Source organism: Paenibacillus sp. FSL W8-0426 (assembly GCF_037969725.1).
Classification (GTDB): domain Bacteria; phylum Bacillota; class Bacilli; order Paenibacillales; family Paenibacillaceae; genus Paenibacillus; species Paenibacillus hubeiensis.
Map to the genome: position 1 here is coordinate 6088582 of NZ_CP150203.1, position 20965 is coordinate 6109546.

The following is a 20965-nucleotide window of genomic DNA, read 5'->3' on the forward strand; positions in this document are numbered from 1 at the left end:
TTCTATTTTTCAGATACCACCAAAGTGATGTGGCTAGTACGTTTGTTAATACGACTTGCACGTCCCATTGCACGAGGGCGGAAACGTTTCATTGTCGGTCCTTGGTTTACGAACACTTGAGAAACAACCAAGTTATTAACATCCATAGAGTAGTTGTGTTCCGCATTCGCAATCGCCGAGTTGAGCAATTTCTCAACAACCGGAGAAGCGGATTTCGGAGTATGGCGAAGAATGGCAACCGCCTCACCAACTTGCTTGCCGCGAATCAAGTCAACAACGAGTTGAACTTTACGAGGAGCAATGCGGATAAACTTAGCATGTGCTTTTGCTTCCATTGTGTAACCTCCTCTCAAACGTTAGAGATAATCAATTTATCTTCTTGTTTTCTTATCGTCATCTGTATGGCCTTTGTACGTACGGGTTGGAGCGAACTCACCCAGTTTGTGTCCGACCATATCCTCAGTAACATAAACCGGCACGTGTTTACGACCATCGTAAACGCCAAATGTATGTCCGATGAATTGCGGGAAAATTGTAGAACGACGGGACCACGTTTTGATGACAAGTTTCTTGCCGGAAGCGTCCATGTCTTCTACTTTTTTGAGCAGGTAGCCATCAATAAAAGGCCCTTTTTTCAAACTGCGACTCATGGTAAAATCCTCCCTTCAACCGTTGCTATTATGCATCCGTAGATGCCTCACGAAGTTATGCACAGTGTGTATTACTTCGTGCGGCGACGGATGATGTATTTATCAGAAGCTTTGTTTTTCTTACGCGTTTTGTAACCAAGAGTTGGTTTACCCCATGGAGACATAGGCGATTTACGTCCGATTGGAGCGCGGCCTTCACCACCACCGTGAGGGTGATCGTTAGGGTTCATTACTACCCCGCGAACTTCAGGACGTTGACCCAACCAACGGCTACGACCGGCTTTACCGATTTTCACGAGCTCGTGGTCTTCGTTACCTACGGAACCGATTGTTGCACGGCAAACTTTCAGAATACGGCGAACTTCTCCGGAAGAGAGACGAACGGAAACGTATTTTTCTTCTTTACCGAGCAATTGAGCTTCTGTACCAGCAGCACGAACCAACTGTCCGCCTTTACCTGGTTTCAACTCGATGTTGTGAATAACGGTACCTACTGGAATGTTTTCCAATGGGAGCGCGTTACCGATTTTGATGTCGGCTTCCGGTCCAGAGAACACTTGATCGCCAACTTTCAGACCTTTAGGCGCGATGATGTAACGTTTCTCACCATCAGCATAGTGGATCAGGGCGATGTTCGAAGTACGGTTTGGATCGTACTCGATTGTAGCAACGCGGCCCGGTATTCCATCTTTGGTCCGTTTGAAGTCAATGATACGGTATTTACGTTTGTGTCCACCACCGTGGTGACGAACCGTAATTTTACCTTGGTTGTTGCGGCCTGCCTTTTTACTCAAAGGAGCGAGCAACGATTTCTCCGGCTGATTTGTGGTGATTTCCTCAAATGTCGATACGGACATATTCCGTCTTGCCGGGGATGTCGGTTTATACTTTTTGATTGGCACGAGTTTTCCCTCCTTACTTTAGCAAGATCAATTAAACAGTTTCAAAGAACTCAAGCGATTTGCTGTCCGAAGTCAGCGTAACGAACGCTTTTTTCCACTCGGAAGTGTAACCACTGTAACGGCCATAGCGTTTTGGTTTCGCCGGAACACGAAGAGTGTTCACGTTTTTCACTTTCACGCCAAAGATCGCTTCTACAGCTTTTTTTACCTCGGTTTTGTTTGCACGGATATCGACTTCAAATACATATTTCAAGTCGTTCATCATGTCAGCAGTACGTTCCGTAATAATCGGACGTTTGATAATATCACGAGGATCCTTCATTACGCGAGCACCTCCTCTACCTTCTGAACTGCTTCCTTCGTAATGATCAGTTTGTCGTGCGCGAGCACGTCAAGAACATTAATGCCGTCAGCTGCAACGAATTTCACGCCTGGAATATTCCGTGCGGAAAGTGCAACATTATCATCGAAGCTAGGAGCTACGATCAAAGCTTTGCGGTCAACATTCAGTTTGCTCAGAATGTTAACAAATTCTTTGGTTTTTGGCGTGCTCAGTGCAAGAGCGTCCAATACGATAATGTCTTTGTCGACAACTTTGGAAGAAAGAGCCGATTTGATCGCCAAACGACGAACTTTTTTAGGCAGTTTGAACGCATAGCTCCGAGGAGTCGGACCAAATACGATACCGCCGCCTTTCCATTGTGGAGAACGAATCGAACCTTGACGAGCGCGACCTGTACCTTTTTGTTTCCAAGGCTTACGTCCACCGCCACGGACTTCGGAACGTCCTTTTACTTTGTGAGTACCCGCACGCAGGGAAGCGCGTTGCAGCAATACTGCATCGTGAAGAACATGCACGTTCGGCTCGATACCGAATACTGCATCATTCAATTCTACTTCGCCAACTTGGCTACCTTCAACATTGTAAACTGCTACTTTTGGCATTTCGTGTTCCTCCTTTCTTTAGTGGTTATTTTTTCACCGTTTCTTTAACATTCACGAAGCTGTTTTTAGGTCCTGGGATGGAGCCTTTAACGAGCAGAACGTTACGCTCAGCGTCGACTTTAACAACTTCAAGACGTTGGATCGTTACTGTTTCATGACCCATGTGTCCTGGCAAGTGTTTGCCTTTAGGAACGCGGTTCGCTTGGATGGAACCCATGGAACCCGGACCACGGTGGTAACGCGAACCGTGAGACATAGGACCAGTGCTTTGTCCCCAACGTTTGATTACGCCGGCAAAACCTTTACCTTTGGAAATACCCGTTACGTCAACAAACTCGCCTTCTGCGAAAATATCAGCTTTCAACTCTTGGCCAACTTCATAATCCGCAAGGTTGATTCCGCGAAGTTCACGAACGTAGCGCTTAGGGGCAGTGTTCGCTTTTTTGGCGTGCCCTGCTTCTGGCTTGTTAGCATTTTTCTCTTTCTTATCAGCATAGCCGATTTGAATTGCTTCGTAGCCATCATTCTCAAGATCTTTCTTTTGCAAAACAACACAAGGTCCTGCTTCGATAACTGTTACAGGAATAACATTACCTTCAGCCGTAAACACTTGAGTCATTCCAAGTTTTTTTCCTAAGATACCTTTCATGTTGACACCTCTTTTCCTTTGTACATGAGATTTATTTCATCTATTACAGTTTGATTTCGATATCTACACCGGACGGCAGATCCAAGCGCATCAAGGCATCCACAGTTTGTGGAGTCGGGTTAACGATGTCGATCAAACGTTTATGTGTACGCTGCTCGAACTGTTCCCGAGAATCCTTGTACTTGTGCACCGCACGAAGAATAGTAATGATTTGTTTTTCAGTCGGAAGCGGAATCGGACCGGATACACCAGCACCGGAACGTTTTGCTGTTTCAACAATTTTCTCCGCGGATTGATCAAGAATTCTGTGGTCGTAAGCTTTCAAACGAATACGAATTTTTTGCTTTGCCATTTTAGTCCCTCCTTCTATCGCCCAATTTGGTATCGGACATACTCCGTGAAAATTTTCCGACCACCCTCCCATGGCAAAGGGGCCGGGTGTGTCAGTAACCTCTCACATCATCGCAACGTCTCAGAACAACATTCATTATTATACAGAAAAGATAGGCGTATTGCAAGCATATTTAAGAAATACATTTAAAAGAATAATTCTTTGCAGAAACAACTCATTCAAATGTTCATTTGCTATGCCTGTTGCCTTTACCGTTTCTTCTCGTCAATGTTTGCTGTTATTCCCTGACGCCCGTTCCGATTCATAAAACAAAAGAGTTCTTTACCCGATATCGGATAAAGAACTCTTTTCCGAAGCTTCGTTCCAGTACAGCGTTACTCGTTCCAGTACAATGTTACATATAATCATTCAGCAAGAAGCCGAATTATTTTTGGATTGTTGCTACCGCACCGGCACCAACTGTACGGCCACCTTCGCGGATCGCGAAGCGAGTACCTTCTTCGATCGCGATTGGAGCGATCAGTTGTACAGTTACTGTGATGTTGTCGCCTGGCATTACCATTTCAGTACCTTCTGGCAGGTTGATGATACCTGTTACGTCAGTTGTACGGAAATAGAATTGTGGACGGTATCCTGTGAAGAAAGGTTTGTGACGTCCACCCTCTTCTTTAGTCAGGACGTAAACTTGAGCTGTGAACTCAGTGTGTGGCTTAACGGAAGCCGGTTTGGACAATACTTGTCCGCGCTCGATTTGAGTACGGTCAACACCACGCAGCAATGCGCCGATGTTGTCACCCGCTTGAGCGGAATCCAGCAATTTACGGAACATTTCAACGCCCGTAACGACGGATTTTTTAGTTTCTTCGTGGATACCAACGATTTCAACCTCGTCGCCGACTTTAACTGTACCACGCTCTACGCGGCCAGTAGCAACTGTACCACGACCAGTGATGGAGAATACGTCCTCGACTGGCATCAAGAATGGTTTTTCAGTGTCGCGCTCTGGAGTTGGGATGTAAGTATCGATTTCTTTGAACATCTCAACGATTTTTTCAGCCCAAGGACCTTCTGGGTTTTGCAGAGCTTCACGAGCGGAACCGCGAGTGATTGGAGTGTCATCGCCTGGGAACTCATATTCGTTCAACAGGTCGCGAACTTCCATTTCAACCAGTTCAAGCAACTCTTCGTCTTCAACCATGTCGCATTTGTTCAAGAATACGACGATGTAAGGAACGCCTACTTGGCGGGACAACAGGATGTGTTCGCGAGTTTGTGGCATTGGGCCGTCAGCTGCGGATACAACCAGGATCGCTCCGTCCATTTGAGCCGCGCCAGTGATCATGTTTTTAACATAGTCGGCGTGACCTGGGCAGTCAACGTGAGCGTAGTGACGAGCGTCAGTTTCGTACTCAACGTGTGCTGTGGAGATTGTGATACCGCGTTCGCGCTCTTCTGGAGCTTTGTCGATTTGATCAAAAGCGATCGCTGCGCCACCGTAAGTTTTGGACAATACAGTAGTGATTGCAGCAGTCAGAGTTGTTTTACCATGGTCAACGTGACCGATAGTACCAATGTTAACGTGTGGTTTATTACGTTCGAATTTAGCCTTTGCCATTTGAACGTGGCCTCCTTATAATAATTTGATTTATGTTTGCATCAGGTGGTATGGACTCACACGCTCATAGAGCCGTGAGTACACGTTCACCTGATGTGGAGAAACTATTCGCCGCCTTTGTTCTTGGATACGATTTCTTCAGCGATCGATTTAGGAACTTCTTCGTAGTGAGAAAGCTCCATCGAGAACACGCCGCGTCCTTGCGTACCGGAACGAAGAGTTGTAGAGTATCCGAACATTTCGGACAAAGGTACTTTAGCACGGATGATTTGGGCTCCACCACGGGAATCCATACCTTCAATGCGGCCACGACGGGAATTCAACATACCCATAACGTCACCCATGTACTCTTCCGGAACGGTTACTTCAACTTTCATGATTGGCTCAAGCAGTGCTGGTTGTGCTTTATCTTTTGCCGCTTTCAGTGCCATCGAACCGGCGATTTTAAACGCCATCTCGTTGGAATCGACATCATGATAAGAACCATCCACGATGGTAGCTTTAACGTCTACTACCGGGAAGCCTGCAATGACACCATTTTTCATTTGCTCTTCGATCCCTGCCAAAGCTGGTGCGATATACTCTCTAGGAACAGAACCACCGACGATTTTGCTGTCGAATTGGTTACCTGTACCTGGCTCGAGAGGTTCGAACTCAACCCATACGTGACCGTATTGACCACGACCACCGGACTGACGAACGAATTTACCTTCGACCCGAGCTGGCGCACGGAATGTTTCGCGGTAAGCTACTTGCGGTTTACCCACAGTCGTTTCAACCTTGAACTCACGACGCATACGGTCGATGATGATATCAAGGTGAAGCTCACCCATACCAGCCAAGATGGTTTGGCCTGTTTCTTCATCAGTATGTGCGCGAAGAGTTGGATCCTCTTCAGTCAACTTACCGAGAGCAACACCCATTTTATCTTGGTCAGCTTTAGTTTTAGGTTCTACGGCGATTTCGATTACCGGATCAGGGAAGTTCATGGACTCCAGGATAACCGGATGTTTCTCATCACACAGTGTATCACCTGTACCAGTATCTTTCAAACCTACGGCAGCTGCGATATCACCGGAGTAAACTTCAGTGATCTCTTGACGGCTGTTCGCATGCATTTGAAGGATACGGCCGATACGTTCGCGTTTACCTTTAGTAGCGTTCAATACGTAAGAACCGGATTGAAGTACGCCGGAGTAAACACGGAAGAACGTCAACTTACCAACGTAAGGGTCTGTCATGATTTTGAAAGCCAATGCGGAGAATGGCTCTTCATCAGAAGATTTACGAACCGCTTCAGTTCCGTCTTCCAGAACACCTTTGATGTCCGGTACGTCAACTGGAGCTGGCAAGAAGTCGATTACGGCATCCAGCATCAGCTGAACACCTTTGTTGCGGTACGAGGAACCACAGATAACCGGGAAGATTTTAACTTCGACTACACCTTTACGGAGAGCGGCTTTGATCTCATCAACTGTGATCTCTTCGCCTTCCAGGTATTTCATCGTCAAATCTTCGTCGAGTTCTGCAACGCGCTCGATCAGTTCGTTACGGAGTTCTTCGACTTGGTCAGCGAATTCCGCAGGAACGTCCACAACATCGATATTTTGTCCCAGGTCATCCTGGTACATATGAGCTTTTTGCTCAATGATATCGATGATGCCTTTGAAATCATTTTCCGCGCCGATTGGCAGTTGGATTGCAACAGCGTTCGCTTGAAGGCGATCACGCATGTCAGCAACAACGTTCAAGAAGTCGGCACCGATGATATCCATTTTGTTTACATATGCGATCCGAGGTACGCCATAACGGTCAGCCTGTCTCCATACGGTTTCGGACTGAGGCTCAACGCCTTCTTTCGCACTGAATACACCTACTGCTCCGTCCAATACACGAAGGGAACGTTCAACTTCAACAGTGAAGTCAACGTGTCCCGGGGTATCGATGATATTGACGCGGTGGTTTTTCCAAGAAGCGGTAGTCGCAGCGGAAGTAATCGTGATCCCGCGCTCCTGTTCCTGTTCCATCCAGTCCATTGTCGCAGCGCCTTCGTGAACTTCACCGATTTTGTGCGTACGGCCTGTGTAGAACAAGATCCGCTCAGTTGTAGTGGTTTTACCCGCGTCAATGTGAGCCATGATCCCGATATTACGTGTATTTTTCAAGGAGAACTCTCTTGCCATGAAATGGGTCTCCCTTCAAAATTGAAGTTTTTAGTATGAACTGAATCCTACCAACGGTAGTGAGCAAACGCTTTGTTCGCTTCAGCCATTTTGTGCGTGTCTTCGCGTTTTTTAACGGAAGCGCCTGTGTTGTTGGAAGCGTCGATGATCTCAGCCGCCAAACGCTCTTCCATCGTTTTCTCACCGCGGTTGCGGGAGTAGTTCACGAGCCAACGTAATCCCAGGGAAGTACGTCTCTCTGGTTTTACCTCGATTGGTACTTGGTAGTTGGCACCGCCGACACGGCGAGCTTTAACTTCCAGGACTGGCATGATATTTTTGATTGCTGCTTCAAATACTTCCATCGGGTCATTACCCGTACGTTCTTGAATCAACTTGAACGCATTGTACAGGATGCTTTGAGCAACACCGCGTTTTCCGTCGAGCATGATGCGGTTGATCAAACGAGTAACCAACTTGCTGTTGTATACCGGATCTGGCAACACGTCTCTTTTCGTAACTGGACCTTTGCGTGGCATGGATATCCCCCTTTCTTTCTTGTTCGGCTAATCCGGCTTATCTGGCAGCAGCCAGAGTCATGCCGAGATTACCGCTATTCTTTAATTAGGCTTTTTTAGCTTTTGGACGTTTCGCACCGTATTTGGAACGAGCTTGCATACGGTTGTTCACGCCTGCAGTATCAAGAGCGCCACGAACGATGTGATAACGTACCCCCGGAAGGTCTTTTACACGACCGCCACGGATCAGCACAACGCTGTGCTCTTGCAAGTTATGTCCGATACCCGGAATGTAAGCCGTCACCTCTACGCGGTTCGTCAAGCGAACACGAGCGTATTTACGAAGCGCGGAGTTCGGTTTTTTCGGAGTCATTGTACCTACACGAGTGCAGACACCACGTTTTTGTGGGGCACTGATGTTAGTAGCTTCACGTTTCAGAGCGTTGAACCCTTTTTGCAAGGCTGGCGATTTGGACTTGTAGATTTTAGCTTGGCGTCCTTTACGAACCAGTTGGTTAATAGTTGGCATGTGATTGCCACCCCCTTCCTCAATTATTCATGTTTCTTTATAAACCTTTACTCTAAGCCCACAGACCCAGGCGGTTCATAAAAAGACAAATGAAAAGTTTTTGCCTTTGAGAATCCATAAAAATGTTCCCTGACAAAAACGTTCCTAACATTATTTAACGACAGCTACCATTGCTGCCCCTACTCCAATCCCGCATGCCTTGCCGAGATTTTTCATCGTGTCCACTTTCGTGTACTTGACATTGTGCTCTTCGCACAAAGCGATGATTTTGGAAGTAAGCTGCGGATCGCAATCCTCAGCCACATAGACTTCGGAAGCCATTCCTGACTGAACCATCCGCATGGTCTGTTTGGTACCAATCTTGACATGAGCATCTTGCAGACCTTTTTCATTAGGCATCGTACATTCCTCCGAAATTGGATCAAATACAATCATCTGCTCACGCACCTTTGATATATTAGCATCTAGCGCAAGCATTGTCAATGCTAATCAGAAACATTTATCATAAAGTTTGCAACATCAGAGGACGTATAGGCACGCTCATGCCATCATCCCCTGATGCCCAAAACTCTATGTCTTTGTTCAGGTGCTAGAAAAAGCGATTAATCTACGGATACCGGCTCCAGCTCTTCTACCGAAGATTCGCCGTCTTCCGGACCGGCAAACTCGATGCTGCGGTAACGGTTCATACCCGTACCTGCAGGAATCAGTTTACCGATAATTACGTTTTCTTTCAGACCGAGCAACTGATCGACTTTTCCTTTGATCGCTGCATCTGTCAGGACACGTGTCGTCTCCTGGAAGGATGCCGCGGACAGGAAGGAATCGGTCTCCAGGGATGCTTTGGTGATCCCGAGCAGGATCGGTTTGGCAACCGCTGGCTCTTTGTTGCTGAGGAATGCCGCTTTGTTTGCTTTTTCGTACTCGTGGGTATCCACGAACGATCCTGGCAACAAGTTGGTGTCCCCTGCATCTACGATGCGGATTTTGCGCAGCATTTGACGGATCATGACTTCAACGTGTTTATCGTTGATTTCTACACCCTGGTTACGGTATACGCGCTGTACTTCCTGCAAAATGTAGTTCTGCACGCCACGTACGCCTTTGATGCGCAGCATTTCTTTCGGATCGATGGAACCGTCCGTCAACTCGTCGCCCGCTTCGATCTCCATGCCTTCGCTTACGCGCACACGGGAACCATAGGTAACCGAGTATACTTTGGACTCCGCTTCACCTTGGATTTCGATCTCGCGACGATCTTTCGCCTCGCGGATCTCTTTAACGACACCGTCAATCTCACTGATCGTAGCCTGACCTTTAGGGTTACGGGCTTCGAAGAGCTCTTGGATACGCGGCAAACCTTGCGTGATATCGTCTCCGGCTACACCACCGGTGTGGAATGTACGCATCGTCAACTGGGTTCCTGGCTCACCAATGGATTGTGCAGCGATAATACCGACTGCTTCCCCGATCTCCACATGTTTACCTGTCGCCAGGTTGCGACCGTAACATTTTTTGCAGACACCATGACGAGCACGGCAGCTGAGTACGGAGCGGATTTGCAGTTTCGTTACGCCCGCTTTGACAATCGCTTCCGCTTTATCGGAATCGATCAATTCATTGCGGTGCGCAATGATTTCATTCGTTTCCGGATGACGAACCGTCTCAAAGCAGTATCTGCCTTCGATACGGTCATAGAGATCCTCGATAACCTCTTTGCCGTCCTGGATACGGCTAACAGTGAAGCCTTTATCCGTACCGCAATCGTCTTCGCGTACGATGACATCTTGGGCTACGTCTACGAGACGACGAGTCAAGTAACCGGAGTCCGCTGTACGAAGGGCCGTATCGGCCAAACCTTTACGGGCACCGTGCGTCGAGATAAAGTACTCGAGTACCGTCAGACCTTCACGGAAGTTCGATTTGATTGGGAGTTCGATAATCCGGCCGGATGGGTTGGCCATCAGACCACGCATACCGCCCAGCTGGGTGATCTGCGATTTGTTACCCCGCGCTTTGGAGTCAACCATCATCATGATGGAATTGTAACGGTCCATCGACTTCATCAGGATATCGGTGATATCGTCTTTCGATTTCGACCAGATATCGATGATGCGGTCATAGCGCTCTTCGTTCGTGATCAGACCGCGGCGGTACTGATTCGTAACGATTTGGGCTTTTTCTTCGGACTGCTTGAGAATATCGATTTTTTCATCAGGCACGACAACGTCCGACACGGCCACGGTAATACCGGCACGGGTCGAATACGTAAATCCGAGTTGTTTGATTTTATCCAGAATAACGGCTGTTTCCGTTGTGTGATAAATTTCGAAACAACGCGCGATGATCGAACCGAGATACTCTTTTCCGACACCGCCAGCCTGAGGAGCATTCATGATCGCTTCTCTCAGATCGGCACCTTTCTCATATACAAACGAGTGCTCCGCAGTACCTTGATAAAGGTTAGCACGTGTAGCATCGTTGATATACGGGAAGCTCGCAGGGAAAATTTCGTTAAAGATGATTTTGCCGACCGTTGTCAGCAGCATCGCCTCTTGTTGTTTCTCCGTGAAGCTTGTTTTGCCCAGTGCTTTAACAGGAATAGCCACGCGTGCATGCAAACCTGCAGTACCGCGTTGATATGCGGATACAGCTTCGTTCACCGTACGCAAAATCATGCCTGTTCCCTTTTCTTCCTTGTTGTCCATGGTCAGGTAGTAAGAACCGAGGACCATATCCTGGGAAGGGGTAACAACCGGTTTACCGTCTTTCGGGTTCAAAATGTTGCCCGATGCAAGCATCAGAATCCGCGCTTCTGCTTGAGCTTCCGCAGACAAAGGAACGTGCACGGCCATTTGGTCACCGTCAAAGTCGGCATTATACGCCGTACATACGAGCGGGTGAAGACGAATTGCCTTACCTTCAACCAGAATCGGTTCAAATGCTTGAATACCAAGACGGTGAAGCGTAGGGGCACGGTTGAGCAGAACCGGATGCTCTTTAATGACTTCTTCAAGAACGTCCCAAACTTCCGGGCTTACGCGTTCGACTTTGCGTTTAGCGCTCTTGATGTTGTGGGCAAGCCCTTTATTCACAAGCTCTTTCATCACGAAAGGCTTGAACAGTTCAAGCGCCATATCTTTAGGCAGACCGCACTGATACATTTTCAGGTAAGGTCCTACGACGATAACCGAACGACCGGAGTAGTCAACACGTTTACCGAGCAAGTTTTGACGGAAACGTCCTTGTTTACCTTTCAGCATGTGGCTGAGGGATTTCAAAGGACGGTTACCAGGACCCGTTACCGGGCGTCCGCGACGGCCGTTGTCGATCAATGCGTCAACCGCTTCCTGAAGCATCCGTTTTTCGTTTTGCACGATAATGTCCGGTGCGCCAAGATCCAACAGGCGTTTCAGACGGTTGTTACGGTTGATTACACGGCGATACAGGTCATTGAGGTCAGACGTTGCGAAACGTCCGCCGTCCAGCTGTACCATTGGACGAAGTTCTGGCGGGATCACTGGAAGAACATCCATGATCATCCACTCAGGCTTATTGCCGGAATTGCGGAAAGCTTCAATGACTTCCAAACGTTTGATTGCACGGTTGCGGCGTTGTCCTTGCGCAGTGCGAAGCTCTTCTTTCAGGAAGTCGAGCTCTTTTTCCACATCAAGGTCTTGAAGCAGTTTTTTGACTGCCTCTGCACCCATGCCGGCCTGGAATCCATATCCGTATTTTTCACGGTAGCTGCGATATTCTTTCTCGGACAGCAGTTGTTTTTTCTCCAGTGGAGTTTCTCCTGGATCGGTTACTACATAAGATGCAAAATAAATAATCTCCTCAAGAGATCTTGGAGACATATCCAAAGCAAGACCCATACGGCTCGGAATACCTTTGAAGTACCAGATATGCGATACCGGAGCAGCAAGCTCGATATGCCCCATCCGTTCGCGACGTACTTTCGCACGTGTTACTTCAACGCCACAACGGTCACAGACGACGCCTTTATAACGAACGCGTTTGTATTTACCGCAATGACATTCCCAGTCTTTCGTAGGGCCAAAAATCTTTTCGCAGAACAGCCCTTCTTTTTCCGGTTTCAACGTACGATAGTTGATCGTTTCCGGTTTCTTCACTTCTCCGCGGGACCAAGAACGAATTTTTTCAGGGGAAGCAAGCCCGATCTTCATGTATTCGAAATTGTTGACGTCCAACAAGGAGCAACCCTCCTTAACCAAGTCCTGTATTCTAGGTTACGCCCTCCCCGGCCGAAGCCGGAGAAAGACGCGAGCCTGATGAAAAAACGCCGGTCAGCTATGCCCGAAGGCGATTATTCCGCTCCGACCTCTGCACCCTCGAGGTTGAGGCTGAGTTTGTCGTTCGCAGCGTCATCTTCATCGTCGATTTCTTTCATTTCAATTTCCTGTTCGTCTTCGCTCAGGATTTTGACGTCCATACCCAAGCTTTGCAGCTCTTTGATCAAAACTTTGAACGATTCAGGAACACCCGGTTCCGGAACGTTCTCGCCTTTGACGATGGACTCATACGTTTTCACACGACCTACAACGTCATCGGATTTGACGGTCAGGATTTCTTGAAGCGTGTAGGCTGCGCCGTAGGCTTCAAGCGCCCAAACCTCCATCTCCCCGAAACGCTGGCCACCGAATTGGGCTTTACCGCCCAGCGGTTGCTGCGTAACCAGAGAGTAAGGACCTGTGGAACGGGCATGGATTTTATCGTCAACCATGTGCGCCAGTTTGATCATGTGCATGACACCGACCGTAACTTCACGTTCGAAGCGTTCTCCCGTGCGGCCGTCGTACAGAACCGTTTTACCATTGCGCTGCATGCCTGCTTCTTCCATCGTATCGAAGACGTCATACTCCTTCGCTCCGTCGAATACAGGCGTTGCCACGTGAATACCCAGCTGCATCGCAGCCATACCAAGATGGACCTCAAGCACCTGACCGATGTTCATCCGCGATGGTACGCCCAGCGGGTTAAGAACGATCTGTACCGGAGTACCGTCCGGCAGGAACGGCATATCCTCTTCAGGCAGAATACGTGCCACGACCCCTTTGTTACCGTGACGTCCGGCCATTTTGTCACCCTCAGAGATTTTACGTTTCTGAGCGATATAGACACGAACCAGCTGGTTAACGCCTGGAGGCAGCTCGTCGCCGTTTTCGCGTGTAAACACTTTAACGTCGACTACGATACCGTCCGTACCATGAGGTACGCGCAGGGAAGTGTCACGAACTTCACGTGCTTTCTCACCAAAGATCGCATGCAAGAGGCGTTCCTCGGCAGTCAGTTCCGTTACGCCTTTAGGCGTTACTTTACCAACCAGGATGTCGCCGGCTGCGATTTCGGCACCGATGCGGATAATTCCGCGCTCATCCAGATTGCGAAGAGCCTCTTCGCCGACGTTCGGGATGTCACGCGTAATTTCTTCCGGTCCAAGCTTCGTATCACGTGCCTCGGACTCGTATTCCTCGATATGGATGGATGTGTACACATCTTCCTTCACGAGTTTTTCGCTCAGCAGGATCGCATCCTCGTAGTTGTAACCTTCCCAAGTCATGAAGGCAACGACTACGTTGCGGCCCAGTGCCAATTCGCCCATTTCCGTGGATGGGCCGTCAGCAAGGATATCTCCCGCTTTGACGACGTCGCCGCGTTTGACGATTGGACGTTGGTTAATGCATGTTCCTTGGTTGGAACGCATAAATTTGTGTAATTTATATTTAACGATATCGCCCTTGACCTCTTGGCCATCGATCGCTTCTATGCGACGGAGCCAGATTTCATTGGCAGAAGAACGTTCGATAATCCCGTCGTATTTGGAAACAATACATACACCGGAATCTTTTGCGGCTTTGTGTTCCATACCTGTTCCGACAAGCGGAGCTTTAGGCACGAGCAAAGGAACGGCCTGACGCTGCATGTTGGATCCCATCAACGCGCGGTTGGAGTCATCGTTCTCAAGGAACGGAATGAGCGCCGTCGCAACGGATACGACCTGCTTCGGAGATACGTCCATGTAGTCAACGCGCTCGCTCGGCATCGTCAGGATGTTATCCGACTGTTTGTTGTAACGCACGATGATCGACTCTTCGGCAAACGTTCCGTCCTCGTTCAACTTCGCATTCGCCTGAGCGACAACGTAGTTATCTTCTTCGTCCGCCGTCAGGTAGTCGATTTGCTCCGTGACTACGCCTGTTTTCGGGTCAACCCAACGATACGGCGCTTCGATGAAGCCATATTCGTTCACGCGGGCAAATGTCGACAGGGAGTTGATCAAACCGATGTTCGGTCCCTCCGGCGTCTCGATCGGACACATCCGGCCATAGTGGGATGGATGGACGTCACGGACTTCCATGCCGGCACGCTCACGCGTCAAACCGCCCGGTCCGAGTGCGGACAGACGACGTTTATGCGTCAACTCACCCAGCGGGTTCGTTTGATCCATAAACTGCGACAACTGAGAGCTGCCGAAGAACTCTTTAATCGATGCAATGACCGGACGGATGTTGATCAAAGCCTGCGGCGTGATCACGTTAGCGTCCTGGATGGACATTCTCTCGCGCACAACGCGTTCCATACGGGAAAGACCGATGCGGAATTGGTTCTGCAAGAGCTCGCCCACGGAACGCAAGCGACGGTTACCCAGATGGTCGATGTCATCCGTGCTTCCGATGCCATGCAACAAGTTCAGGAAGTAACTGATGGACGAGATGATGTCCGCAGGCGTGATGTTTTTAACCGATTTATCGATGTTCGCATTAGCAATCAGCTTGACTACTTTGCCGTCTTCAATCGGAGAGAATACATCAATCGTCTGTACCGGAATATCATTGGCATCCAATACACCGTTTGCCACATGGTATGTGCGGAACCCGACGCTTTTCTCAAGGTAGGACATGATTTCATCCAACAAGCGGCGGTCTACCATTTGGCCCGCTTCAGCGATGATCTCGCCAGTGTCCGTATCGATCAAGGACTCCGCAAGACGCTGGTTGAACAAGCGGTTTTTGATGTGAAGCTTTTTGTTGATTTTGTAACGACCTACGTTGGCGAGGTCATAACGTTTTGGATCAAAGAAGCGCGCTACGAGCAAGCTTTTCGCGTTATCCAGCGTTGGCGGCTCGCCCGGACGGAGACGCTCGTAAATCTCGATGAGTGCTTTCTCCGTGGAATCCGTGTTGTCTTTGTCCAGTGTGTTGCGAATATATTCGTCATTACCGAGAAGATCCAGAATCTCAGCGTCTGTGCCGAAACCAAGTGCACGCAGCAGAACCGTCACCGGTATTTTGCGTGTGCGGTCGATCCGGACGTAAACGATGTCCTTCGCGTCCATCTCAAGTTCCAGCCAAGCGCCACGGTTAGGAATCACTGTAGCGGTATACGTTTTTTTGGCGTTTTTATCTACTTTTGTGCTGAAGTAAACGCTAGGAGAGCGAACCAACTGGCTGACAATAACCCGTTCCGCACCATTAATAATAAATGTGCCGGTTTCGGTCATCAGCGGGAAATCTCCCATGAATACTTCCTGCTCTTTGACTTCGCCGGTTTCCTTATTAATGAGCCGGACTTTGACCCGAAGCGGTGCTGCATAAGTAACGTCACGCTCTTTGGCGTCGTCTACTGTATACTTCGGTTCACCGAGACTGTAATCGATAAATTCCAAAATCAAGTTGCCTGTGAAATCCTGGATCGGCGAGATATCCTGGAACATTTCGCGCAACCCTTCCTCCAAAAACCAATCGTAAGATTTTTGTTGGATTTCAATCAGGTTCGGAACTTCGAGTATCTCGTTAATTCGTGCATAACTGCGCCGAGTGCGTCGACCATATTGAACAAGATGTCCTGCCAACTTAAACTCACCCCTCAATGTCTACTCACATAAAAATTTCGTTGCGAACCTCTGTTTGTAACCTTATAATGGTACACATACAGAGCAAAGCAATGCATCCACAAATAAAGAAAAGCCCTTACTCGAATGTCGTTCGAAAAAAGAGCAACCTTGTATTCGGTGGATATCTTGCCAATCATACTTATCCCCAGTTTGCCCAAAATGTACATATTATACGCCAAACGTAGGCATAATATGCCCGTTCGGCGCAAAAAAGGTGGACATTTTTAGTTAGCTAAAGCCAAGTAGGGCATCTTAATACTGACATTTTATAATAATACCACGACTGGTTTTTCAAGTCAATAGTCCTATTGCTAAAAAATCTTATGCCTGCTTACTTTACAAAAAACGAAGAAAAGATTATGAAACCACCACTTCGTCCTTCGTAGCTTTAAAAATGCGATAACCTTTGTCCTTCGTAACCTCTTCCACCCTTGCAAACAAAGACTCCAGTTTAGCCTTGGCCGACGGCGCTCCTTGCTTTTTCTGAATGACCACCCATAGTGAACCACCCATCTTCAAATGATCGTACGCCTGCTCAAAAATAGCATGAACCGTGTCTTTGCCGGCTCGGATGGGCGGATTGGTCAGAATGACGTCAAAATCCGTTCTCTCCACTTCAGCAAGTAGATTGCTTTGCATCACCGTAACATTGGCAACGCCATTCGCCCGTGCATTTTCCTTGGAAAGCTCAACCGCTCTCTCGTTGATATCAATCATGGTGACATGTCCATTCGGCACAAGCTTTGCTGCCGTGAGCCCGATCGGCCCATATCCGCAGCCAACATCCAAGACAAGCGCACCTGCAGGCAATTCCATCGCATCGATCAATACTCTGCTGCCATAATCAATTCCGTTTTTGGAAAACACCCCTGCGTCCGAAACGAACCGCATTCCAAACCCGCGCAGCAGCGATTCATTCACTTTTCTGTCATGCGCCACTTGCGGTTTATCCGAATAATAATGATTGGACATGTCCTCACTCGCTTTCCATGTACAATTACAGCAACAAACCCCTTGAAGTAGTTCAAGGGGTTTGTTGTTTTGTTTAATAATGTTAGCTAGAGTAAGCTAAATTATTTAACTTCGATTGTAGCGCCTGCTTCTTCCAATTTAGCTTTGATGGATTCAGCTTCTTCTTTGCTTACTTTTTCTTTCAACGCTTTTGGAGCGTTGTCTACTACTTCTTTCGCTTCTTTCAGGCCCAGACCTGTAATTTCGCGAACTGCTTTGATTACGTTGATTTTGGACGCACCAGCGTTAGCCAGGATTACGTCGAATTCGGATTGCTCAGCTTCAGCTGCAGCAGCGCCGCCGCCTACAACAGCTACTGGAGCTGCAGCAGTTACGCCGAATTCTTCTTCGATTGCTTTAACGAGATCGTTCAGTTCCAGTACAGTCATGCCTTTGATTGCTTCCAAGATTTGCTCTTTGCTCATGATTGAACCTCCATATATAGTTTAGATTTTTTTTATTTCATTACCGCTTAAGCAGCATTCAGATCAAGAAGCTTACGCGCCTTGCTCTTCTTTTTCTGCAACAGCTTTAACCGCAAGCGCGAAGTTGCGCACTGGCGCTTGAAGCACGCTGAGGAGCATGGAAAGGAGACCTTCGCGGGATGGCAGTTCTGCCAGCGCTTTGACTTCCTCTACACCCACTACGCGACCTTCAACAACTCCACCTTTAAGTTCCAGCTTGTCGTTCTTTTTAGCGAAGTCGTTCAGAATTTTGGCTGGAGCCACAGCGTCTTCTCCGCTGAATGCAATCGCAGTAGGACCTGTCAGAACGCTATCGAGTTCAGTCAGTTCTGCTGCAGCAGTCGCACGGCGAAGCAACGTGTTTTTCAGCACTTGGAATTCGATTCCGGCTTCACGAAGTTGCTTACGCAACTCAGTTACTTGAGCAACGTTCAATCCGCGGTAGTCAACCACAACTGTCGTTGCGCTCTCGCGCAATTTTGTCGTAATTACTGCAACGGACTCTTCTTTTGCTTGAATCACTTTTGCATTTGCCAAACTGTACACCTCCTGTCAAATTTCACGTCCGGCACACCGGACTTATCCCAATAAGAAAAGCCTCCGTAGAATCACGAAGGCTTGATATATACTCATAACCGATCCGAAATCAGTCTAAGCTCTATAATCACACCTCGGTAGGAAATTAAGCCCTGAGGCACCTACTGTCTACGGTAAGCATATTCAAATATCAACGGTCAGTCACTCGGACTCACAACTCTTATAGCATATCAGAACAGAACAAGTCTGTCAACAGATATTATCTAAAAGCAGCTGCGTTCACGCGTGCGCCAGGGCCCATCGTGGAAGAAAGAGAAACGTTCTTCAGATAAACACCTTTTGCTGCCGCCGGTTTAGCACGGTTCAGAGCGTCCATGAGAGCTTTCAAGTTCTCGTTCAGTTGCTCTGCAGTGAAAGAGGCTTTACCGATCGGTGCATGAATTTGACCTGCACGATCCAGACGGTATTCGATTTTACCAGCTTTGATTTCTTGAACAGCTTTGGTTACGTCGAATGTTACCGTTCCGGCTTTAGGGTTAGGCATCAGGCCTTTACCGCCGAGCAGACGGCCCAATTTACCTACTTCACTCATCATATCAGGTGTCGCTACGCAGACATCGAATTCGAACCAGCCTTGTTGGATTTTGTTGATCATATCTGCATCGCCAACATAATCCGCGCCAGCCGCTTCCGCTTCTTTCGCTTTGTCACCTTTTGCAAATACCAATACGCGTTGTGTTTTACCTGTACCATGCGGCAGGACAACAACACCACGTACAGCCTGGTCTTGTTTACGAGGGTCTACGCCCAAACGCACTGCAGCTTCGATGGTTTCATCGAACTTAGCAGTGGCTGCCTTTTTCACAAGCTCAACAGCTTCTGAAGGCTCGTAAGTTGCTTCGCTGTCGATCAGCTTGGCAGCTTCCAGGTATTTTTTACCGTGTTTAGCCATGTTATATTCCTCCTTTGTGGTTTTAGCGGATATACCTCCCACATTGACCGGCCGCGAATCGGCCGGCTTTACGAAGCCATGTTTCCTAAGAAAAATTAGTCTTCGATGGTGATACCCATGCTACGGGCAGTACCTTCGACCATACGCATAGCGGACTCAACGTTCGCTGCATTCAGGTCAGGCATTTTTTGCTCCGCGATTTGGCGAACTGTGTCGCGTTTAACGGTAGCAACTTTTTTCTTGTTCGGTTCGCCGGAACCTTTTTCGACTTTCGCCGCAACTTTCAGCAGGACTGCTGCTGGTGGAGTTTTGGTGATGAACGTAAAGGAACGGTCCTCGAATACTGTAATTTCAACAGGAATAATCAATCCCGCTTGATCAGCTGTACGCGCATTGAACTCTTTACAGAATGCCATGATGTTGACACCCGCTTGACCCAAAGCCGGACCTACTGGAGGCGCTGGATTCGCTTTACCTGCTGGAATTTGCAGTTTTACCATTTTGATTACCTTTTTTGCCATGATTGACACCTCCTTGCGAAATAGTGGTCACCGGACCTTCCGGTCCTCCCACAAGAAACTTGAAGAGCTATATCTTCTCCACTTGGGTATATTCCAACTCAAGCGGCGTTTCCCGTCCAAACATGTTCACATGAACTTTCAACTTGCTTTTGTCTACCAAAATTTCTTCCACGGAGCCCACAAAATTCGCAAAAGGACCCACTTTGATGCGCACGGATTCCTTAATATCGAATTCAATTTTCGGCTTCGGTTCAACCATGCCCATATGCTTCAGAATTTGTTCCACTTCTTCGGGCAGCAAGGCGGTTGGCTTGGACCCGGAACCTGTCGAACCGACAAATCCCGTAACCCCTGGCGTGTTGCGAACAACATACCAAGAATCGTCCGTCTGGATCATTTCCACCAAAACATATCCGGGGTAAACTTTACGCATGACGGTTTTTTTCTTGCCGTCCTTGTTTACCACTTCTTCTTCCATAGGAACAAGAACGCGGAAAATTTTGTCTTCCATGCCCATGGACTCTACGCGTCTTTCCAAATTGGCTTTGACCTTATTCTCATACCCGGAGTAGGTATGAACAACGTACCATCTTTTTTCCATATCAAGCCACCTGGGACCCTTCTTAAATAATCGCTTCGATCACAGCGGAGATGCCGATATCAACGACCCAAAAAAACAGCGTCATAACCACAACAGTGCCTAGAACGATCAATGTGTAGTTGGTCAGCTCTTTACGATTAGGCCAGCGAACCTTTTTAAGTTCAGCCCAGCTTTCGGAGAAAAAGGAAAACAGAGATTTGAAACTGCGTTTCACGCCGACTACACCTCCCAAAAACTATCTGGTTTCGCGATGAGAAGTCTGCTCGTTACAAAACTTGCAAAATTTCTTCATCTCCATGCGGTCGGGGTGATTACGCTTGTTCTTTGTCGTTGTGTAATTTCTTTGTTTGCAATTTGTACAAGCCAAAGTAATAATTACCCGCATGATGTACACCTCCCGAAGACTTCCACTTTGAAGCAGAGTCTCTTAATTGAACCTAAAAAAAAGCCGCGAATTTAGGCCTACCTAAAACACTTTATCATAAGGGTATTTCCATGTCAACGAAAGAATCACCTTTCAGAACCTGGTAAAAGTTCCGGCCGTTACGCAGCCGCTTCACCTCTCCTTTTTTTCCTCTGCTCCTGCTCGAACCAAGCGATTACTAGTATAGTCATTTTCAAATTTTCTAAACGAAAGAC

The 20965-nt window shown here is 48.0% G+C and carries 22 protein-coding genes and 1 other annotated feature; all 22 genes read right to left on the bottom strand.

Translation table 11 applies throughout. The annotated features are described in order from the left end of the window. Positions 1-2 precede the first annotated feature (2 nt). The 22 genes from rplV to rpmG all read right to left on the bottom strand — a co-directional run bounded on the left by rplV (position 3) and on the right by rpmG (position 20711). Complete coding sequence (rplV, locus tag MKY59_RS27730) at positions 3-335, bottom strand: 50S ribosomal protein L22 (RefSeq protein ID WP_236421402.1); 333 nt, start codon at positions 333-335, stop codon at positions 3-5. Positions 336-371: 36 nt separating this feature from the next. Continuing rightward, positions 372-650 carry a 30S ribosomal protein S19 gene (gene rpsS, locus MKY59_RS27735; RefSeq protein WP_236421401.1) on the bottom strand — a complete coding sequence of 93 codons (279 nt, stop codon included), beginning with the start codon at positions 648-650 and terminating at the stop codon, positions 372-374. Positions 651-721: 71 nt separating this feature from the next. Next, positions 722-1552 (bottom strand): 50S ribosomal protein L2, encoded by an 831-nt coding sequence (gene rplB, locus MKY59_RS27740; protein ID WP_236421400.1) that lies wholly within the window; start codon positions 1550-1552, stop codon positions 722-724. A 31-nt stretch (positions 1553-1583) separates the two neighbouring features. Next, on the bottom strand, positions 1584-1874 hold the full coding sequence (gene rplW / locus MKY59_RS27745) for a 50S ribosomal protein L23 (RefSeq protein WP_236421399.1): 291 nt from the start codon (positions 1872-1874) through the stop codon (positions 1584-1586). After that, positions 1874-2497 (bottom strand): 50S ribosomal protein L4, encoded by a 624-nt coding sequence (gene rplD, locus MKY59_RS27750; protein ID WP_236421398.1) that lies wholly within the window; start codon positions 2495-2497, stop codon positions 1874-1876. Before rplD ends, rplW begins: the two co-directional genes overlap by 1 nt. Positions 2498-2522: 25 nt before the next feature. Then, on the bottom strand, positions 2523-3146 hold the full coding sequence (gene rplC / locus MKY59_RS27755; RefSeq protein ID WP_236421397.1) for a 50S ribosomal protein L3: 624 nt from the start codon (positions 3144-3146) through the stop codon (positions 2523-2525). Between the two features lie 43 nt (positions 3147-3189). Next, the gene (rpsJ, locus tag MKY59_RS27760) at positions 3190-3498 is read right to left on the bottom strand and encodes a 30S ribosomal protein S10 (protein WP_017692074.1); all 309 of its coding nucleotides are present in this window, start codon (positions 3496-3498) and stop codon (positions 3190-3192) included. Between the two features lie 424 nt (positions 3499-3922). Continuing rightward, on the bottom strand, positions 3923-5113 hold the full coding sequence (gene tuf, locus MKY59_RS27765; RefSeq protein ID WP_236421396.1) for an elongation factor Tu: 1191 nt from the start codon (positions 5111-5113) through the stop codon (positions 3923-3925). Positions 5114-5217: 104 nt separating this feature from the next. Next, positions 5218-7296 carry an elongation factor G gene (gene fusA, locus MKY59_RS27770; protein WP_236421395.1) on the bottom strand — a complete coding sequence of 693 codons (2079 nt, stop codon included), beginning with the start codon at positions 7294-7296 and terminating at the stop codon, positions 5218-5220. A gap of 47 nt (positions 7297-7343) precedes the next feature. After that, a complete protein-coding gene (gene rpsG / locus MKY59_RS27775; protein ID WP_007432586.1) occupies positions 7344-7814 on the bottom strand; it encodes a 30S ribosomal protein S7 in 471 nt (156 codons plus the stop codon). Between the two features lie 85 nt (positions 7815-7899). Next, complete coding sequence (gene rpsL, locus MKY59_RS27780) at positions 7900-8322, bottom strand: 30S ribosomal protein S12 (RefSeq protein ID WP_236421394.1); 423 nt, start codon at positions 8320-8322, stop codon at positions 7900-7902. Positions 8323-8472: 150 nt separating this feature from the next. Beyond that, a complete protein-coding gene (locus tag MKY59_RS27785) occupies positions 8473-8721 on the bottom strand; it encodes a ribosomal L7Ae/L30e/S12e/Gadd45 family protein (RefSeq protein WP_236421393.1) in 249 nt (82 codons plus the stop codon). A gap of 203 nt (positions 8722-8924) precedes the next feature. Continuing rightward, on the bottom strand, positions 8925-12539 hold the full coding sequence (gene rpoC, locus MKY59_RS27790; protein ID WP_236421392.1) for a DNA-directed RNA polymerase subunit beta': 3615 nt from the start codon (positions 12537-12539) through the stop codon (positions 8925-8927). A gap of 113 nt (positions 12540-12652) precedes the next feature. Beyond that, the gene (gene rpoB, locus MKY59_RS27795) at positions 12653-16198 is read right to left on the bottom strand and encodes a DNA-directed RNA polymerase subunit beta (RefSeq protein WP_236421391.1); all 3546 of its coding nucleotides are present in this window, start codon (positions 16196-16198) and stop codon (positions 12653-12655) included. A gap of 399 nt (positions 16199-16597) precedes the next feature. Then, positions 16598-17212: a class I SAM-dependent methyltransferase gene (locus MKY59_RS27800; protein ID WP_236421390.1), complete on the bottom strand. Its 615-nt coding sequence runs from the start codon at positions 17210-17212 to the stop codon at positions 16598-16600. Positions 17213-17313: 101 nt separating this feature from the next. Then, positions 17314-17676 (bottom strand): 50S ribosomal protein L7/L12, encoded by a 363-nt coding sequence (rplL, locus tag MKY59_RS27805; RefSeq protein WP_236421389.1) that lies wholly within the window; start codon positions 17674-17676, stop codon positions 17314-17316. Positions 17677-17748: 72 nt separating this feature from the next. After that, entirely contained in the window at positions 17749-18252 is a 504-nt protein-coding gene (gene rplJ / locus MKY59_RS27810; protein WP_236421388.1) for a 50S ribosomal protein L10, read from the bottom strand. Positions 18253-18295: 43 nt separating this feature from the next. After that, positions 18296-18444 (bottom strand) — a sequence feature (ribosomal protein L10 leader region). Between the two features lie 67 nt (positions 18445-18511). After that, positions 18512-19204 (bottom strand): 50S ribosomal protein L1, encoded by a 693-nt coding sequence (gene rplA, locus MKY59_RS27815; protein WP_236421387.1) that lies wholly within the window; start codon positions 19202-19204, stop codon positions 18512-18514. Between the two features lie 95 nt (positions 19205-19299). Then, complete coding sequence (rplK, locus tag MKY59_RS27820) at positions 19300-19725, bottom strand: 50S ribosomal protein L11 (RefSeq protein WP_236421386.1); 426 nt, start codon at positions 19723-19725, stop codon at positions 19300-19302. 67 nt (positions 19726-19792) lie between these two features. After that, a complete protein-coding gene (nusG, locus tag MKY59_RS27825) occupies positions 19793-20326 on the bottom strand; it encodes a transcription termination/antitermination protein NusG (protein WP_236421385.1) in 534 nt (177 codons plus the stop codon). 22 nt (positions 20327-20348) lie between these two features. Beyond that, the gene (gene secE / locus MKY59_RS27830; protein ID WP_236421384.1) at positions 20349-20540 is read right to left on the bottom strand and encodes a preprotein translocase subunit SecE; all 192 of its coding nucleotides are present in this window, start codon (positions 20538-20540) and stop codon (positions 20349-20351) included. Positions 20541-20561: 21 nt separating this feature from the next. Then, complete coding sequence (rpmG, locus tag MKY59_RS27835; protein WP_072735843.1) at positions 20562-20711, bottom strand: 50S ribosomal protein L33; 150 nt, start codon at positions 20709-20711, stop codon at positions 20562-20564. Positions 20712-20965 lie beyond the last annotated feature (254 nt).

Bases quoted from the DNA above. Each gene is read 5' to 3' on its own strand.
- rplV (WP_236421402.1), bottom strand. From the start codon at position 335: ATGGAAGCAAAAGCACATGCTAAGTTTATCCGCATTGCTCCTCGTAAA.
- rpsS (WP_236421401.1), bottom strand. From the start codon at position 650: ATGAGTCGCAGTTTGAAAAAAGGGCCTTTTATTGATGGCTACCTGCTC.
- rplW (WP_236421399.1), bottom strand. From the start codon at position 1,874: ATGAAGGATCCTCGTGATATTATCAAACGTCCGATTATTACGGAACGT.
- rplD (WP_236421398.1), bottom strand. From the start codon at position 2,497: ATGCCAAAAGTAGCAGTTTACAATGTTGAAGGTAGCCAAGTTGGCGAA.
- rplC (WP_236421397.1), bottom strand. From the start codon at position 3,146: ATGAAAGGTATCTTAGGAAAAAAACTTGGAATGACTCAAGTGTTTACG.
- rpsJ (WP_017692074.1), bottom strand. From the start codon at position 3,498: ATGGCAAAGCAAAAAATTCGTATTCGTTTGAAAGCTTACGACCACAGA.
- tuf (WP_236421396.1), bottom strand. From the start codon at position 5,113: ATGGCAAAGGCTAAATTCGAACGTAATAAACCACACGTTAACATTGGT.
- fusA (WP_236421395.1), bottom strand. From the start codon at position 7,296: ATGGCAAGAGAGTTCTCCTTGAAAAATACACGTAATATCGGGATCATG.
- rpsG (WP_007432586.1), bottom strand. From the start codon at position 7,814: ATGCCACGCAAAGGTCCAGTTACGAAAAGAGACGTGTTGCCAGATCCG.
- rpsL (WP_236421394.1), bottom strand. From the start codon at position 8,322: ATGCCAACTATTAACCAACTGGTTCGTAAAGGACGCCAAGCTAAAATC.
- MKY59_RS27785 (WP_236421393.1), bottom strand. From the start codon at position 8,721: ATGCCTAATGAAAAAGGTCTGCAAGATGCTCATGTCAAGATTGGTACC.
- MKY59_RS27800 (WP_236421390.1), bottom strand. From the start codon at position 17,212: ATGTCCAATCATTATTATTCGGATAAACCGCAAGTGGCGCATGACAGA.
- rplL (WP_236421389.1), bottom strand. From the start codon at position 17,676: ATGAGCAAAGAGCAAATCTTGGAAGCAATCAAAGGCATGACTGTACTG.
- rplA (WP_236421387.1), bottom strand. From the start codon at position 19,204: ATGGCTAAACACGGTAAAAAATACCTGGAAGCTGCCAAGCTGATCGAC.
- rplK (WP_236421386.1), bottom strand. From the start codon at position 19,725: ATGGCAAAAAAGGTAATCAAAATGGTAAAACTGCAAATTCCAGCAGGT.
- nusG (WP_236421385.1), bottom strand. From the start codon at position 20,326: ATGGAAAAAAGATGGTACGTTGTTCATACCTACTCCGGGTATGAGAAT.
- rpmG (WP_072735843.1), bottom strand. From the start codon at position 20,711: ATGCGGGTAATTATTACTTTGGCTTGTACAAATTGCAAACAAAGAAAT.